Here is a 16,115-nt window from a genome sequence, read left to right on the forward strand (position 1 = left end):
TATTACACATTGGTCTCGCATATCCCCCTGTAAGCTAATTTTCAAGGTATACACTTTACTGAGATGCTATGTTCCCTTATGGCGTTTCCACCTCCGGTTAATCAGTCGACCATCCAGACATCTCTCTAGTCCAGAATCCTCTTAGGATGATACTTTCAAGTCCATTACGGACGCACTCTGTTTCTTAGTTTTTCCCTCAGACAGTTTCTTTTTGTAATACTCATAAAAGTATGCATTTGTAGGCTTATCCTTGGGATTACTCAACACTGATACAGCAGTTTGGAAGAATATTTGATATAGATTCCTGTTACCAAGTTTGTTGCTGAAATTCTTGTTTGTCTGGCCTGTAGAATATCTCATCGGTGATATTCCTGCATAGGCAGCTAAAGCATCGGCATTTGGAAACCTTGATATATCACCAATTTCCGATATAATTCCAGCTGCTGTCACAGTATTTATTCCCTTCATGCTTTCAAGCTTGTAACCAAATTTGGGAATAAGTTTTTTCATATTATCCTCAATGCTTGCTATGATCGCCATATTATCATTGATTTGCTTAATTGATTATGTAACTATAAAATCTCTCAGGTCTTGAAATTAGTTTGTTGTGTCTCCGTCTTTCTCTACATACTCAAGGATTTGACGTGCCTTTTTCTCAGAACAGTTGTGATGGCTTTTTTCACTTAGAAAGGTTGTAAGTTCTTGATGGGTAATTCCCTTTAATTTTGACGGGGACGGAAACACTTTGAAAAATTCCAGTGCCGTTTTGCTATCCAGTGAGAAGAAAAAATTCTTATAATTTGGATAGTCATGGCTAAGATATGTATGGATTTGATTCTTTAAAACAACATTATTTTTAACAAGTGTGTTCCTCTTTGTTACAAGTTCATTTAATGCCCAATGTAAATCATTTGGTACTGCATCCGGCAAGGAATCAAGCTTATTTAAAAGAACGTTTGCCACACATTGACTATCTATGCTGTCGGATTTGTTTATGCTGGCTTGATTTTTCCTCTCTGATTGTGACAATGAAGGGTTTACATACTTGACTTTATAGTTCCTTTCCAGTAGAAAAATTGCCAATTCCCTTCCATTACCCAGCACATCCTCCAAGCCAAAAACAGGTGTAACTCCTTGGGCTGTGTGCTTTTTAACAAAACTTATCACCTTGGAAAAGTCCTGCTTTCTATTTGGAAATGTCATTTCCCCCAGTTTTTCACTAAAACAATTAATTAAAACTGCTGTGTGTTGGTGCTTATGCACGTCGCAGCCAATGTAGACATGCCGCATCTTTGGGTGGAACATCATTAAATCATCCCTTCTTTATTCATATTTCAAGGTACATAAATTGACCTTAAGCATCCCTAACTCAGCGTTAGACCTTATTAAAAAGGTCCCGCATCAACTTCTAAGCAAAGGTTTTAAAACTTTTATAAAAGCCGTATCCAAAAATACAGCCTTTAGAAAAACTTCAAGACCAAGAATAACGGCATTCTCTGCAAAGCGTTAGAATCTGGCAGAGCAAGAAACCCGCACAAATATCATCAGCCTATTCATGACATAAAGTCAATTTAAGTAAAAATCCTGTAAGAAATACCAGCAAGTGAAGCACTGATGATCATGTCACGTGTCCCTTTGCTTTTTGTCAAATCTTCATGAAATACCAAAACCAAATCCGGCTTTTCCATCTTAAGCATCTGTGCATTTCTTATGGGTCCTGCACTTTTTCCAAACCTTTGCCAGTCTGCCGGATACTCTACATATCTGATACCGCACTGACGGGCAGCACGAACACCAAGAGTATCAGCCCCGCGGCACCCTCCAGCAATAAGCAAATCAATATCAAGACTTTTGACAACGGCTAAAATCTTCTGATAATCCCTATAATAACGGCTTCCAGCTATCAAAACCTTCATAATATAAAACCTCTAATTTTACTGAAAAAGCCTGTAGTAAATACAAGCCTTTGCACTAAAGTCGGAAGCCACAATAGAGCTATATCAACGCTCTTTGAAAATATGTAGTATGTAAAATACCAACCGGAACTGGTAAACGGAGCTGCCATAATCCCTGGCAGCCCTCTGTAAAAACCTCTCAAAACCCCTCAAAACCCCTCATATCTCATCCTCACTGTGAATCTTCTTTATAGTAATGACACCCTGTGAAACCTCAATGACCACTTTGCAGCCAACCTCAAAGCCGAAATCCCGCAGCCAATCTGCTGATACTGTGACAGCTGGAGCATCATCCAACCAATGTGATCTGATAGATGATAAAGCTACCATAAAAATGCACCTCCATAAAACACTTACTAGCCTATGAATCTGTATATCCTGCATAAGCCGATGCAAAGACTACCGCTATACCATGCTATTGTCAAGGAATTTAAAGAGAAAAAGTTTTTTATTGTATAGGTTTGACAGAAACTATCTAAAGTTGTCCTTTGGAGTCCCTCTGAAGCTGCTGAAGGAGTAAGACCATAGAAAAACCGCCCTTTTTTTGTTAGGCTTACAGAGCTGTACTTTTATGAATCGATGGAGCACCTTTATAGACCTAAAAAGCTGCTACAAAGCTTAAAGGCATTACCAAAGAGGAATTAGCGGAATTTCTTTCTATACATAGCAGCGGATTTTTTGGAATTGAACATGCAGAAAGGATATTGATGCTTGTTGCAAAAGACGGCGATACATCAACGGAATACCAGGAAACAAGGGACTTTATTGTGTCTCATTGTATAAAGGAAATTAAGCACTGTAATGAGGAACTGGAAGTAATCGAGGCTGAGATAAAAAAGCATATGAAGCAATTTCCCTACAGGCTTGAGACAATGCCTGGAATTAATACAATAACTGCTGCAATGCTGATTAGTGAGATAGGTGATATCAGAAGGTTTTCAAGTAGCGATAAAATGTGTAGGTATAGCGGAATAAGTCCGGTGGCCTGTTCATCAGGTGACAAGGACAAGAACTTTAGGAATAAGCAGGGAAACAGGCGATTGTATGAGATATTTAGAGATATTGCATCAAGGAATATTTGCAGGGGTAGGGATAAGAAAAGCCCTATAAATGAAACCTTTCTGGAATATTATAATAAGAAGATATCACAGGGAAAAACAAAACGCCAGGCTTTAATCGCAGTAATGCGGCAGATTGCAAAGGTTATCTATTCAATGATGATTCACCAAAGGGAGTATATAAAACCAACCATTTCCAAAACAGAAAATGCATGATAGTATATATATGAGCCTTGTTTTTTACAGGGCTTTTATATATGCTATCGTGAGATAAAGTTTATCTTATACCGAAACGGAGGGTTTTATAATGAAAACGAATAGAGCCTTGTTATTATGCATTTTAACAATATTATTTGTAGGCTTAACTTTTATGAATGTTGCATCATCTGCTGGCAAAAAATCAAATTATCAAGATAAAAACATAGACAACCCCAATTATGAAGCATCAAAAGAAGCAATAAACTCTGAAACGCTACAGTATGTCGTTAAAAAGGGTAATAGAGATTCTAAGGATTTAAAATCAATTGAACAAATGGAAGGATATCCAAGTGCCTCAGATATTCAAAAAGCTAATATAAAAATTTTAAAAAACGAATTATTGCCCTATGAAGAATTTGTTGAAAAGTACCCAGAGTTTGGAACACAAAATAATATTTCTCCTGATCGTATGGTTTGGGTCAGTAAAAAACATTACCCTAAAGGAATAATAACCATGCGTGGAAATGTAAAAAATGCAATACTTATTACTTATTATGATGCTGAAACAGGAGAAAACATTGGATATAGCACATATTCTCTAGATAAGGATGGAATGGAATTAGAAGGACCTTATAAAAATCAATAAATATATAGCACCATAACAGAGTACATATTACCTAATTAACGTGAGTTCGATAATATGATTGTAATAAGAATGAAACAGAAATGAAAAATGAAGCTCCTGTCCAAATCTGTATAATCAATGTTGGCAACAAATTTAACAGAGGGGATGGAGCTTCATGGAAGATTTACTTATTAAAATTTTCTGCGATACTGATGATTTTTGCATTAGGCTCGACAACTATTTAAAGCATCATTTGGTTACTGATAATAGACTGCAGGAACCTAACCTCTTTAACATTTCAAGAATGATGACATTAAGTGAAGTAATGACAATAACAATATATTTTCATCATTCGAGTTATAGAAACTTTAAGCATTATTATAAAGAATTTGTCTGTAAAAGATTAAATGGGTACTTTCCGAGCCTTGTAAGTTATACAAGGTTTGTAGAGTTAATGCAACAAGCACTAATTCCATTAATATTATACACACAAAAATATAGACTAGGCAAGACAACAGGAATTTCCTTTATTGACTCTACGACATTAGATGTTTGTGATAACAGAAGAATTCACTCTCACAAAGTTTTTAAAGAGATTGCTCAGAGAGGTAAATCTTCTACAGGTTGGTTCTATGGGTTTAAGCTGCACATTGTAGTAAATGAAATAGGAGAAATTTTATCATTCTTTTTAACACCGGGTGATATAGATGATAGAGACTCAAAGGTAATAGATATACTTACAAAAGACCTGTTTGGAAAACTTTTTGGAGATAAGGGTTATTTATCACAGCCTTTATTTAAAAAGTTGTATAACCGAGGGATAAAACTAATAACCAAGTTAAAAAAGAACATGAAAAATAAGCTAATTGATATAGAAGAAAAGCTTCTTCTCAGAAAGAGAGCTCTTATTGAGACAATAAATGATTTTCTGAAAAATACTTGCCAGATTGAACATACTAGGCATAGAAGCTTTACAAACTTTTTAACTAATGTCGTAGCTGGTATTGCTGCTTATAGCTTCTTACCGAATAAACCAAGCTTAAAGTTTAGTAAAAGCGTTCTTGTTGCCACACTTTAAGGCTGCTTTTCATAATAAAAAAGGCTCTAAATTTCAAGATACTAAAGCCTTACTTAATTATAATCTATAGATATGGTTAATTATGGCACTTGTTATATCGAACTCACGTTAATTTAAGAATATTTTGGATATCAGTTTCCTGATAATTTCTTAAAATCAATCTATCAGTAATTATTCTATCAACCATTATATACCTCAATCTGCTTTAAAGATTTGCCCCTAATAAATCCAACAATTAAACTAGCTGCGACATGCTGCATGCTACTTATCCAGTATCCAGAGAACGTACTCGATGACCTTCTAACCTCACGCCTTTACTCCATGCATTGTTATGTACTCCTCAACGCTAGAGACGGTCCGTTCCCAATACTTATACCATCTTTATTTCATCTACTCCAAATGATCTTCCACAACTTCTGCAAATAAAACCTGATTTTCTATGTGGGCTCCTGTCTATAAATCTAATACTATTTGATTTTTCGTTACAGTAGGGAGAAACAAGCTTATTGTTGACATACATATTTATTTCAGCATTATAGTCATTAATATTTTTCACTTTATTTTCACTGTCATTTTTAACCAATTCATTATGAAATAATTCATACTTCTTTATTTCATTCAATGCGGAACTTATTGCTTCTTTCCCCTTACATTCAATACCATTTTGGCCATCACAATATAGTCCATCCAATGCGTTTGCTAAAGTTGCTGTTCCAATACATTGGCAGAAAAACTCAAACACACTACGCATCATAGGAGAATTTGTCCATATTTCCTTTTCATAAATATCCATTTGGAAACCTCCAGGTACTTGGTCCTGTCCAAATCTTTGTACATACTCCTCACTAATTGGAATAAGAACCATTGGCAGTAATCCACCTTCCCAAGTATCAAACGAAAAATCCTTATCAAATTCAACGATAAATCCAATTCTGTTAAATTCATTCTTCCAAATGTCTATTATGTTATCAGGAATTTCATCATATTTAACCATTAAGCTAAAACCCATAAGAAACAACCTCCAAAGCCTTGCACGCGATTTTATATAACAAACGTTTGCCATTTGAAACGTCGATGAATCGAAGTGGTTGGGATGACTCTTGTTCAGAGAACACCACGTATGGTTCTCTAAAAATCTACTTAATGATAATTACTGCCTCAGATTCTTTTAACGCAGGAATACATTTAACATTATCACCGGATATTTCAATTCTGTACCCTACGGCATTTTTAGTCGAACGTGGTTTCCATGCCGCATATCCACTTCTACCATATAGACTTTTTTCTAAATAGGGACCAAATGATACATTTTTATAAAAAATCTTGTCCTGTAATGCTTCAATTATTACCTTTACAGAATCTTGATCTTCCTGTTTTATATTCAACTTATTTTTATTTGAAGAATCATATAAATCATTTAATTCATTACAATCCGAGTCAGCAATGAACATCATAATAGCCATAGAAATTTTTTCCGAGTTACTTTCATCTAGATGTTTCTTAGCATACTTCATATCTCCAAAACCTGGACCAAGACCAGTTTGCTTTATCATCAATATAGAAGAAGAAATAATTAATAAAACAATACAAAGTGTCATAAAAATTTCTCTAACCCATTTTGTTTTATTATATACAATTAAGAGAATTCCCAAAATCATAGGAATACATAATAAGCTAGCCAAAAGAACTGCTGTTGATCTAAAGTATTCAAAATATGTGGGATAATCTACATATATATAATCCAAATAATTATAATTATAATCCAAACATATTACTAATGGCCCCCAAATTATTAGGAATATCCCTAGAAGTATAGCTCCATTAATTTTAAAAGATAAAATATTTTTAATCTTCAATATAAAACCTCTTTTCAATAGACCTCTATTCACTTCTCACAATATATTAATTCTCACATAGCCCTTCTTAAACAATCCGAACAAGAGTGTGCGGTATATTGGTGTATTTCGAATAACGTCGCCCGTCTCCAACGTCCTCGAACGGTCCATGCTCCGCGAAGCCTATCATAATTACCCTATATCCCAGACAACTTCACTATCCATTTTGTCAAAAAATATATATTTTTGTATTAATAATTCAACTTCTTGAGGTGTCAAAAGAACGTTATATGTATAATTAACTTTAAAACGTATTTCTTTATATTGTTTTAATTCTAATGATAATATATTTTCAATTTCATTATTCCATTCAGTTTTGAAATGTCTACCAAATGCATTCTTCCAATTTAATATGTGTTCTTTCGCTTCATCAATACAATCAATATTTGATTCAGATACATATTCCAAAATATGCCTAAATAAAGCTTCCTCAAAATTTTTTGCATACACTTTTGCTATAGTATCATCATGATAACAAAGAACAACAATTGGATTATTTATATCTTCAATATACCATCCCCAATCATCTCCACCTCCAGTATGAGCAAAAGGAACAATTAACGGAGAACTGACTATCCGTTCTTCTGGACGCCAATTCACAATCTCATCTATCGAATACCACTCCATATCATCAAACCAGACATATTCTTCACAATTCTGTGTCCAACCCAATCTATCCATATCTAAAAAAACCTTTGGAAAATTAAAACTATTATTCATTATTGTACCCCACAAAAGAATCTAGTAAATAAATTAAACTGCTCCAAAGCCTTACTTAAAACTTGCATGGTCTTTCACCTAACGTCTCCTGTCTTCGACGTCCTCGAACGGTCCTATGAGGATGACCCTCGTCAGTGCAAAACCGTGCCCATGAGAGGATGTAGCGGAGCCATTCTTAAAATATCTTGGAAGTTTGCACTTTCTTAGTTTTCGCTTAGCTTGCAATTTTTTAATCAAACTTTCTGTTTGGATTAAGTTCTGCGGGTGTCTTCCAATCAACGTTGTAAACTCTTTTTAAAATTTGTTTTTTCAATCTCCAATATCTGTGACAATATCCCATTGTTTTTATAATACCTTGATCAGATAATACCTTTTCAGCCTCAAGTCCAGCTTTTTCTATAATATCCTTATACCTGGGATCCTTTTCAATTGGGTCAATCTTAATGTCATTGTCGGCATTACCTTTTGAATCTAATGTTTTAGAAATTGATTCAATTAAGTATATAATTTGGCAAACAAATCTTGGAGCAATTCTATGACAAAAAAATGCCAATGGAAATAATAGTACAATTATAATTAAAACATTTATTCCCCAACTTAAACTACTAAAACTAAACAAACCTATAATTATAAATAGAAGCAACAACAATGAAATACCTACATTTGCTATAGTTATAACTAAATTGATATCAATATTAATTCTTTTCATTATTGCCACCTCAGTCAATCAATTTTTAAAATACTCCATAATGTTACCCAGACATCACTGACGCATTTCAGAGAGCACTGTATTTCCGACCAATGCCGTTTATACATAATATGTTTTTTACGTGCCATAAAAAATCAACCGATTACTTGTCTAATATACATTATAATCATTTTACATTAATTTGTCTTAAATTATTTAACTTCCAAATTTAATAACTTCTTAGATATTCCGTCTAAAAATCACTTACAAGGTCAATTTCTTTCCAGAGCTTTTCTCTGCAGTCCCTCTCATTGTCTTACCATCAATCGCGACTACAGTACCCTTATCAATTTGAGTAATTTCCTTCATCCACTCACTAAAACACTTCTCAAACTGTTTAGGGTCAATAACATCGAGTACCCGCTCTATCGTATACCAAGAGGGGATTCCATTTGGCAACTCTATATATTGCCTCAGCCATTCCTCTTTTGCAATTGCCCAATCTTCCATTTCAGCCCACTCATCACACCTACATACTGTTGCTGCTACAGCAATGAACAAAATATCCATTAATTTATGCTGAACTTTCCCATCTTGTCTGGGATCATATATTATCATAAAGTGATCAAAAAAACTTCCCATATATAATTGCTTCCTGTTCATAGTATTAACCTCACTTATATTATTCTCTATGAACAATAGCTTACTACATCTGTATTGTAGGGTTTAGCTGTAAATTATCCCATGGCAAAATGTTCATTCATACTTTTACCGTGCTTGTTTGTAAAGCGGATATAGCAGGTAAAAACATACAGATTTATATTTGTGAAGAATGTGATTCGGAGGGATATTCAATGATTAACAAAGAAATTCAATTGTTATATGAGCAGATCAAGGATATAAGACCAGATATTAGTATTCCGCTTCGTTTAGGAGAACCGCTAAATCATGAAAAAGTTAAAAAATTACTATTCTATATGGATAAATTAATAGTTGCTACAAAAAATGAAAACTACATCTCAAAAAAATTGATAGCATTATTATGGGATTTATATCAAGACTTTGAAGCTGATGTTAGTCATAAAAAGTTAAGATATCCAGATAAATATTTTATGTATTTAGCTTCAATTTCGTCAAAATTTAGCGAATTAGTTGGGTGTTATGAAAATAATTGCTGAGTTAAAAATATAGATGTTTTTTGTCTTAATTCAAATGAAATATGATGTTGTAAATGTTCTTCTGAACGGGATGAATTAATAAGTATGAGTGATGGTTTTAATTGTTGACATTAACTTTAATAAAACGGAAACTTTTTGAGGAATTGAACCTTGTGAAAAAAGAATTTTAAAATCGCTTTCATTGTTTAGAAAGGCTTCCTTGACCCTGTATCTGGATATAATTTAGCACTTGTGTTGGGTAAGTCAATAATGAAAAGTTTCATAAAATACATTATGTTATTAAAAGTTCGATGAAATTAGAGTATAATAAGATTAATAATTAATAGTTGAATTTAGTTTATTTAATTTATATTGATTATCTAAGGTTATCAAATTTTAGGGGGAGTTTAATTGAAAAACAGAAGTTTATTATTTCTCTTATTTTCCTTATTTATTTTTACTCAGATACCATATAAAAGCTTTGCACAAGATACTTATAATCTAAACACTGCTAAAGTCAAATTTAAAGCTATTGCTGCTGGAGGAGAGCATACAGTAGCATTAAAAGAAGACGGCACAGTTATCGCATGGGGAAAAAACATTTTTGGTCAGTGTAATATCCCCACAGGATTAGCAAATGTGAAAGCAATAGCTGGCGGAGGAGATCATACTGTAGCATTGAAAGAAGATGGAACAGTTGTCGCTTGGGGAAATAACGATTTTGGACAATGCAATATCCCAGAAGGATTAGTAAATGTGAAAGCTATTGCTGCTGGATATAGATTTACTGTAGCATTAGAAGAAGACAATACTATATCATATTGGGGCAGAAGTGTAGATAGAAGTGTAGATAGTAGTTTAGGATTAGTAAATGTAAAAGCTATTGCTGCAGGATTAGGACATATATTAGCCTTAAAGGAAGATGGGACAGTTGTAATATTTGGTTCCAACTTAAATGGCGAAAATAATATTCCTTCAGGCTTGGCAAATGTACGAGCCATTGCTGAAGGGGGATTTCATTCATTAGCATTAAGAGAAGATGGAACAGTTGTCGCTTGGGGAGCAAACAATTGGGGGCAGTGCAATGTTCCATTAGGATTAACAAACGTAAAAGCTATTGCTGCTGGGGAACATCATTCATTAGCATTGAAAGAAGACGGCACACTTGTCGCTTGGGGGTATAATAGTGATGGTGAGTGTAATATCCCTGAAGGATTAACAAATGTCAAGTCTATTGCTGCCGGGGATTATCATTCATTATCATTAAAAGAAGATGGCACACTTGTTACTTGGGGAAACAATGGCTACGGTCTAAGCATAATTACTTCAGATTTAACAGATATAAAAGAAATTGATGCTGGGGATGGACATGTTGCAGTTCTAAATGCAAATGGTACCGTTATAGCCTGGGGTAGTAACTATTATGGTCAATGTAATGTACCAACAGGATTGACTTCCGTTAAATCTATTGCTGCAGGGTATGATTTTACAGTAGCGTTAAAAGAAGACAGCACACTTGTTGCTTGGGGTAAGAATGATTATAATCAGTGCAATATACCTGCAGGTTTAATAAATGTAAAATCTATTTCTGTAGGGTATGATCATTCATTAGCATTAAAAGAAGATGGTACAGTTATTGCTTGGGGCAGAAATGATTATGGTCAGTGTAATATCCCTGCTGGATTAAAACATATAAAAGGGATCGCTGCAGGCGGAGGACATTCGGTAGCAATTAAAGAAGACGGCACACTTGTTGCTTGGGGTAGAAATGATTATGGTCAGTGTAATATCCCTGTTGGATTAACACATATAAAAGGGATTTCAGCAGGTAGAGAACTTACAGTTGCAATAGAAGAAGGTGGAACAGTTATAGCTTGGGGAAGGAATGATAAAGGTCAATGTAATATCCCTGAAGGTTTAACAAGCGTAAAGTCTATTGCTATTGGGGAGTGGCATGTAGTAGCTTTGAAAGAAGATGGTACTATAATTGCTTGGGGATGGAATGTGTATGGAGAATGCAAAATCCCACCTGAAATAGTGAATGTAAAAACATTTGCAGCAGGATATGGGCACACAGTAGTAGTAAAAGAAGATGGTACAATTTATGGCGTTGGATTTAATAAATTTTTAATACCAGGTATAAAAAATCATGGCAATGTATTATCCGGTTTTATAAGCCCTGATATTTCTGAACTTTCTAAACAATCTCCTATAAAAGAAGGTTTTAAAGTTGAAATTATAGATACAGATATAAGTACTGTCAGCAATTCTGATGGAACATTCCAAATACTTGATTTACCTGAAAATTCTAGTGGTTATACAATTCGAATAAGCAAGCAGGGCTATTTATGTCGAGAAATAAAAAATGTTGCTATTGATAGCTCAAATATGACTATAGGTTCAGTTGATTCCCCAATTATTATGTTTGCTGGCGATATAGATCAGAATGGCTTAATAAACATAGCTGATATATTAGAAACTGCAGAAGGCTTTAATACTACTTCAGCTAATGAAAATTATAAACCTAAATGCGATATAAATGGGGATGATTGTATTAATATTATTGATATTATGATTGTGGCAAAAAATTTTGGTAAAAGCAGCGAAAGTTATAAGGAAGATATAGAAAAAACTGATGTATCACAAGCAGCAGTTGACTGGTAGAACTCAAATAATCAATTAGCAGAACTTACTCCTAGTAACGTGTATTATGCCAATTGTATTGCAAAACGAAGCATTGCACATGGTAAAGCTGAAGAGCTCATATCTGTTTCAAGAAATCTAAATACATTTGTCATTAACTGTAATCAGATGATTGCCTAAGTTCTCTATAGAGTCGCAAATCCCAATATTAGTATAATTGATGATATGTAAGAGATAAACTGGTATTTGGGGTCATCAAGTGAGAAAACACGGTTATATGGAAAGCCATTAAGGAATATCAGAGGTGCAATATGTGATAAACTTTTGTTGTAAAAAACGATATTATTGATTTTAGAGGTATACAATGTTTGATAAAATTTTTCAGGATTATGAAGGTTTTGTGCCGGAGATAGCAGGCCTAAAAGTTAGTAAACTTAAAGCTATATTGGCTCCAGAAAATAATGACGAAGTAATCTTTATTTGGATTGGTACAAATAGTAATTCAGATTGGTATAGAATATTTATTGATGGTTGTTACTGTGGAATAAATCATTATAAAAAGGATTTATCCAGCAAAGATCTCGATGAGGATGTAGTTTGTATTGATTATGATTGGATAGATAATGAAATAATTGCCATTGCAAAAGTTGAATTAGGTAATAAAATGTTAGGAGATTCCAGTATACTACTGACCATTGAATTTTTATCAGGTAAAAAACTACTTCTATATTGCTATGATCATGATGGTGAATGCAAGCTTGAACTAATATCTCCATAAAATAAATTTACTAGCAAGCCCTAGCGATAAAACTGGATTCAAGAGTTGGGATACTTTACAAAAAGAAAGGCATTATAAATAAAATCCTTGAACCCTAATGTGTGTCAAATGGTTTTAAAAATTGAAATTTCAATGCTTAAGTTTTATATTTAAGGAGTGTTTTTTGTTGCAAACCAGCAGAGAATATCAGGGGTGCAAAGCCAATTGTTTACCGAACTTTCAGTCTCTCAGAATACAAGTATAATATTGCTGCAGGAGTCATTCAATAGAGTAATCATAGTCCTTTTCAGACTCCATGGTTCAGTTTTCTCAATCCGCTTCAATTCTGCCTCATTTTCGAGCCGCCGATTTCCCCAGAGTATAACTGTTGGTCTACTGTCACACAGAATATCTGATACATAAGAGATATTTGCTGTTTGCGTTAATTCAAGAATTATTTTTCTTCTTTGCTTAAGATGGAGTGCTACACATCTGCCATTTGCCTGTTTTTCAAGTTTCTCTTTTTGCTTTAATGATACCTTAAGCGTTTTACTTTTCTTGTTCTAGGTTTCTGCATCTTCCTTGGCGTCTTCTTGAATAACATTTTCTAATGCTATTTTCAACTCCTCCAACTGTTCTATTGCACTTATATTTTCATCCTTATTTTTCTTATTGAAGTGCTCTCTAAAAACTTGTATAATCGTTTTGATCATGGGTGATGGTATATCCTTTCTTTTTTCTTTCATTTATACCATCACTTTTTTCATTTTTACAAATATATTTTATGTCAACCAATCAATGCTGTTATCTTCTGATTATTCCAATCCTCGAAACAATCTTACCTTGGGACAATCTCCCACAAAACTGTTATGTAAAGAAAAGCGTCTAATATCTGTCAATGTGATTGGATATTAGACGCTTACATATAATCAATGGCTTTCTTTAGAAGAAAATTAGGAATAAAACAAGATTAAACCTTTATGTTACCAGTTCCGTCTATTTTTATTTTATAAAGAACATCAGCGTTTTTATAATTAAGGTAATATATCCAGTTTCCAACAATATTAATATAGCCAAAGTTTCCACTAGCCAACTTGAGTTTGCCACTACCATCTGTTTTTATTTTGTAGAGACCATTGGCGTTACCGTAGTATATGAAATCTCCAACAACATTGAAGCCACAATTGGCTTCGTAGCAATTAAGCTGGTCAGTGGTTACATTAAGATGGCTGGTTCCATCAGTTTTTATTTTATGAAGAGTAAATATTTCGTCCGTAGAGGAATACGAGCTATAGTATACCCAGTCTCCAACAACGTTGAAAGCGTAACTGGTATTTTCGGCAACAAATTGAGGTTTATCAGAACCATCTGTTTTCACTTTACTTATGTATTTATAATAAGGGTAGTTGCCAGTATAATAAGAGAAATATATCCAATCTCCGACAACGTTGATGGTGTAAATATTGTCATATGCTGTTTTAAATATCTCTTTCTGTTCACTACCATCTGTTTTCATTTTCATAATTCTATCATAACCAGGACGTTCATCCGAGATGTAATATATCCAATCGCCAACAACATTGAATCCGCGGCATCTGACATATCCGGTGTCACTACGTAATGTTTGATTGCCGCTGCCATCTGTTTTTACTCTGCCGATAGAGCCTGAGCCGTCAGTTCGATAACCACAGCTATAATATATCCAATCGCCAACAACGCTTACATAGAAAATGTTTCCGTAAAGTAGCGTTTTCTTTCCGCTACCATCTGTTTTCATTTTATTGAGAGTATAATCTTTACCGTTAAAACTTACATAATATATCCAGTCGCCTTGTTGTGCAACTAATCCAACGTTTGCAAGATTGCCAGATGTATTGCCTACGGTGTTGACAGTTGGTGAAACAGGATCAGAGGCGGCGTCCAGAGCAATGGTTACTGTGCGAGTCGCTACGTCCCACTGCACATCTGCTCCAAAAACTTCGGCTATAACTCTTGCCGGAACAAGCGTTCTGCCGCCGATAGACTGCGCGGGTACGTCCATTGTTTTTGTCTCGCCATTTACGGTATACTTTTTATCGCCTAAGTGCATGACGCAAGTTATGCCGCCTTTTTTCTCGGTAATTGTTCTTGTCGCACTGTCCCAGGTAGTTGTCGCTCCAAGTGCGTCACTTATCGCTCTGATAGGAACGAGTGTTCTGCCGTCCTGGATAATTGGTGGTTGGTCGAAAGTTACCGGTTTGTTATTTACATTTACAGTGATTGGCTTTGGTGAAACCGGGGCAGTGCCAGCTACAAATAAAATCCCATTCGTTTTAGCGAACTGTTCGGCAGTCGAACCTGCTGTGCCATAAATTACGAGATTTTTATCATTTGCAAACGCAGAGTTACCAATGCTATTCACACTGTTTGGAATACTTATGATTGCAAGGTTTTTACAGTCTTGAAAAGCATAACTGGCAATGTTAGTCACACTGTCTGGAACAGTTATATTTGTAAGATTAGTACAACCACTGAACGCAAAATCTTCAACGCTTTTGACGCTGTTTGGTATGGTGATGGTTTTAAGATCTGTACGATTCTTAAATGCGCTATATCCAATAGATGTAATTCCGTCAGGAACTGTTACGCTTGAGTTTAATGCTGAACCTACATAGGATAATAACACATTATTCATAACGATAAAATCACTTTTGTAATTTTCAAGCCATTTGGTACCCTTAAATGCATAACAACCGATATTAATGACACTGTCCGGTAGATTCATTTCAGATAAATTGGTACAATCTGAAAAAGCATAATCACCAATGCTTTTAATGCCGTTTTGCATAGTGACTTTTGTAAGATTTGTGCATCCTGAAAAAGCACTATCGCCAATGTTCACAACACTGGATGGTATAATAACACTTGTAATACTTTTACAGTTTGAAAAAACATTATTATTGGAAATAAATTTAACCGGAACATTATTTATTTGGCTTGGAATTGTTATATCTCCACCGTTTCCGTTATACCCAATAATAGTACAAGAAGCGGGACCGGTAAGTGGAATTGACTCTACCCACATAAACCCATCGGTTGTTGTACCCTCATATGAGACAGCAAAAGCAGAGGTTGAAAGAATAAGTGCTGTAAACATTGTTAATAAAAGAATAGATACAATGAATTTGTTGCTTTTTTTGAACATACTTAATCTCCTTTTGCAAATAATTTTAATGCAAACGAGGATATGATCTGTGAAATTTTATCAAAATTTCTTAAACTTTGCTTTAAGTATCTGAGCTCGTTCATTAAATTTTTTATTGTCACATTTTTATGCTCCAATACCCCCGTGAGCAAACTTA

18 protein-coding genes are annotated in these 16,115 nt (G+C 34.3%); 6 read left to right on the forward strand and 12 right to left on the reverse strand.

Going from position 1 to position 16,115, the window contains the following annotated elements; genetic code table 11:
• Positions 1-141 precede the first annotated feature (141 nt).
• From Bccel_RS25935 to Bccel_RS29275, 5 genes are all read right to left on the reverse strand, one after another.
• Complete coding sequence (locus Bccel_RS25935) at positions 142-510, reverse strand: IS110 family transposase (protein WP_050753871.1); 369 nt, start codon at positions 508-510, stop codon at positions 142-144.
• 87 nt (positions 511-597) lie between these two features.
• Complete coding sequence (locus Bccel_RS25940) at positions 598-1,308, reverse strand: IS110 family transposase (RefSeq protein WP_036945895.1); 711 nt, start codon at positions 1,306-1,308, stop codon at positions 598-600.
• Between the two features lie 263 nt (positions 1,309-1,571).
• Positions 1,572-1,916: a DUF2493 domain-containing protein gene (locus tag Bccel_RS25945; RefSeq protein ID WP_050753872.1), complete on the reverse strand. Its 345-nt coding sequence runs from the start codon at positions 1,914-1,916 to the stop codon at positions 1,572-1,574.
• Positions 1,913-2,098 carry a hypothetical protein gene (locus Bccel_RS25950; RefSeq protein WP_036945897.1) on the reverse strand — a complete coding sequence of 62 codons (186 nt, stop codon included), beginning with the start codon at positions 2,096-2,098 and terminating at the stop codon, positions 1,913-1,915. The genes Bccel_RS25945 and Bccel_RS25950 overlap by 4 nt, the downstream gene beginning before the upstream one ends.
• Before the next feature lie 16 nt (positions 2,099-2,114).
• Positions 2,115-2,285 carry a SymE family type I addiction module toxin gene (locus Bccel_RS29275; protein ID WP_160317759.1) on the reverse strand — a complete coding sequence of 57 codons (171 nt, stop codon included), beginning with the start codon at positions 2,283-2,285 and terminating at the stop codon, positions 2,115-2,117.
• 377 nt (positions 2,286-2,662) lie between these two features.
• Here Bccel_RS29275 and Bccel_RS25955 point away from each other — a divergent pair, with 377 nt between their 5' ends.
• The 3 genes from Bccel_RS25955 (at position 2,663) to Bccel_RS25965 (ending at position 4,914) form a co-directional block, all read left to right on the forward strand.
• Positions 2,663-3,229 carry an IS110 family transposase gene (locus Bccel_RS25955; protein WP_050753873.1) on the forward strand — a complete coding sequence of 189 codons (567 nt, stop codon included), beginning with the start codon at positions 2,663-2,665 and terminating at the stop codon, positions 3,227-3,229.
• Between the two features lie 91 nt (positions 3,230-3,320).
• A complete protein-coding gene (locus Bccel_RS25960) occupies positions 3,321-3,857 on the forward strand; it encodes a hypothetical protein (protein ID WP_036945900.1) in 537 nt (178 codons plus the stop codon).
• Between the two features lie 154 nt (positions 3,858-4,011).
• Complete coding sequence (locus Bccel_RS25965; protein WP_050753112.1) at positions 4,012-4,914, forward strand: IS982 family transposase; 903 nt, start codon at positions 4,012-4,014, stop codon at positions 4,912-4,914.
• Positions 4,915-5,284: 370 nt separating this feature from the next.
• On the opposite strand, the gene Bccel_RS25970 is transcribed toward Bccel_RS25965, so the two are convergent.
• From Bccel_RS25970 to Bccel_RS25990, 5 genes are all read right to left on the reverse strand, one after another.
• Positions 5,285-5,923, reverse strand: coding sequence for a hypothetical protein (locus Bccel_RS25970; protein ID WP_036945930.1), 639 nt, complete (start codon positions 5,921-5,923; stop codon positions 5,285-5,287).
• A 127-nt stretch (positions 5,924-6,050) separates the two neighbouring features.
• Positions 6,051-6,770, reverse strand: coding sequence for a hypothetical protein (locus Bccel_RS25975; protein ID WP_036945933.1), 720 nt, complete (start codon positions 6,768-6,770; stop codon positions 6,051-6,053).
• A 171-nt stretch (positions 6,771-6,941) separates the two neighbouring features.
• Complete coding sequence (locus Bccel_RS25980) at positions 6,942-7,529, reverse strand: SMI1/KNR4 family protein (protein WP_036945934.1); 588 nt, start codon at positions 7,527-7,529, stop codon at positions 6,942-6,944.
• Positions 7,530-7,758: 229 nt separating this feature from the next.
• Entirely contained in the window at positions 7,759-8,238 is a 480-nt protein-coding gene (locus Bccel_RS25985) for a hypothetical protein (RefSeq protein ID WP_050753874.1), read from the reverse strand.
• 243 nt (positions 8,239-8,481) lie between these two features.
• On the reverse strand, positions 8,482-8,880 hold the full coding sequence (locus Bccel_RS25990; protein ID WP_050753875.1) for an ISAs1 family transposase: 399 nt from the start codon (positions 8,878-8,880) through the stop codon (positions 8,482-8,484).
• A gap of 191 nt (positions 8,881-9,071) precedes the next feature.
• Between Bccel_RS25990 and Bccel_RS25995 the strand changes: the two genes are divergently transcribed.
• The 3 genes from Bccel_RS25995 (at position 9,072) to Bccel_RS26005 (ending at position 12,795) form a co-directional block, all read left to right on the forward strand.
• Positions 9,072-9,395: a hypothetical protein gene (locus Bccel_RS25995; RefSeq protein WP_036945611.1), complete on the forward strand. Its 324-nt coding sequence runs from the start codon at positions 9,072-9,074 to the stop codon at positions 9,393-9,395.
• 390 nt (positions 9,396-9,785) lie between these two features.
• Positions 9,786-12,038, forward strand: coding sequence for a dockerin type I domain-containing protein (locus Bccel_RS26000; protein WP_036945613.1), 2,253 nt, complete (start codon positions 9,786-9,788; stop codon positions 12,036-12,038).
• Between the two features lie 343 nt (positions 12,039-12,381).
• A complete protein-coding gene (locus Bccel_RS26005) occupies positions 12,382-12,795 on the forward strand; it encodes a hypothetical protein (protein ID WP_036945615.1) in 414 nt (137 codons plus the stop codon).
• 542 nt (positions 12,796-13,337) lie between these two features.
• Here the strand turns inward: Bccel_RS26005 and Bccel_RS26010 are convergent.
• Positions 13,338-13,520 (reverse strand): hypothetical protein, encoded by a 183-nt coding sequence (locus Bccel_RS26010; protein WP_036945616.1) that lies wholly within the window; start codon positions 13,518-13,520, stop codon positions 13,338-13,340.
• Between the two features lie 224 nt (positions 13,521-13,744).
• Positions 13,745-15,958 carry a DUF5050 domain-containing protein gene (locus Bccel_RS26015; protein WP_050753876.1) on the reverse strand — a complete coding sequence of 738 codons (2,214 nt, stop codon included), beginning with the start codon at positions 15,956-15,958 and terminating at the stop codon, positions 13,745-13,747.
• Between the last annotated feature and the right edge of the window lie 157 nt (positions 15,959-16,115).

Source organism: Pseudobacteroides cellulosolvens ATCC 35603 = DSM 2933 (genome assembly GCF_001262605.1).
Classification (GTDB): Bacteria; Bacillota; Clostridia; order Acetivibrionales; family DSM-2933; genus Pseudobacteroides; species Pseudobacteroides cellulosolvens.

Coding starts and splice junctions, on each gene's coding strand:
- Bccel_RS25955 (WP_050753873.1), top strand. CDS start 2,663: ATGCTTGTTGCAAAAGACGGCGATACATCAACGGAATACCAGGAAACA.
- Bccel_RS25970 (WP_036945930.1), bottom strand. CDS start 5,923: ATGGGTTTTAGCTTAATGGTTAAATATGATGAAATTCCTGATAACATA.
- Bccel_RS29275 (WP_160317759.1), bottom strand. CDS start 2,285: ATGGTAGCTTTATCATCTATCAGATCACATTGGTTGGATGATGCTCCA.
- Bccel_RS25945 (WP_050753872.1), bottom strand. CDS start 1,916: ATGAAGGTTTTGATAGCTGGAAGCCGTTATTATAGGGATTATCAGAAG.
- Bccel_RS26010 (WP_036945616.1), bottom strand. CDS start 13,520: ATGAAAGAAAAAAGAAAGGATATACCATCACCCATGATCAAAACGATT.
- Bccel_RS25940 (WP_036945895.1), bottom strand. CDS start 1,308: ATGATGTTCCACCCAAAGATGCGGCATGTCTACATTGGCTGCGACGTG.
- Bccel_RS26015 (WP_050753876.1), bottom strand. CDS start 15,958: ATGTTCAAAAAAAGCAACAAATTCATTGTATCTATTCTTTTATTAACA.
- Bccel_RS25995 (WP_036945611.1), top strand. CDS start 9,072: ATGATTAACAAAGAAATTCAATTGTTATATGAGCAGATCAAGGATATA.
- Bccel_RS25985 (WP_050753874.1), bottom strand. CDS start 8,238: ATGAAAAGAATTAATATTGATATCAATTTAGTTATAACTATAGCAAAT.
- Bccel_RS25980 (WP_036945934.1), bottom strand. CDS start 7,529: ATGAATAATAGTTTTAATTTTCCAAAGGTTTTTTTAGATATGGATAGA.
- Bccel_RS25990 (WP_050753875.1), bottom strand. CDS start 8,880: ATGAACAGGAAGCAATTATATATGGGAAGTTTTTTTGATCACTTTATG.
- Bccel_RS26005 (WP_036945615.1), top strand. CDS start 12,382: ATGTTTGATAAAATTTTTCAGGATTATGAAGGTTTTGTGCCGGAGATA.
- Bccel_RS25965 (WP_050753112.1), top strand. CDS start 4,012: ATGGAAGATTTACTTATTAAAATTTTCTGCGATACTGATGATTTTTGC.
- Bccel_RS25935 (WP_050753871.1), bottom strand. CDS start 510: ATGAAAAAACTTATTCCCAAATTTGGTTACAAGCTTGAAAGCATGAAG.
- Bccel_RS25960 (WP_036945900.1), top strand. CDS start 3,321: ATGAAAACGAATAGAGCCTTGTTATTATGCATTTTAACAATATTATTT.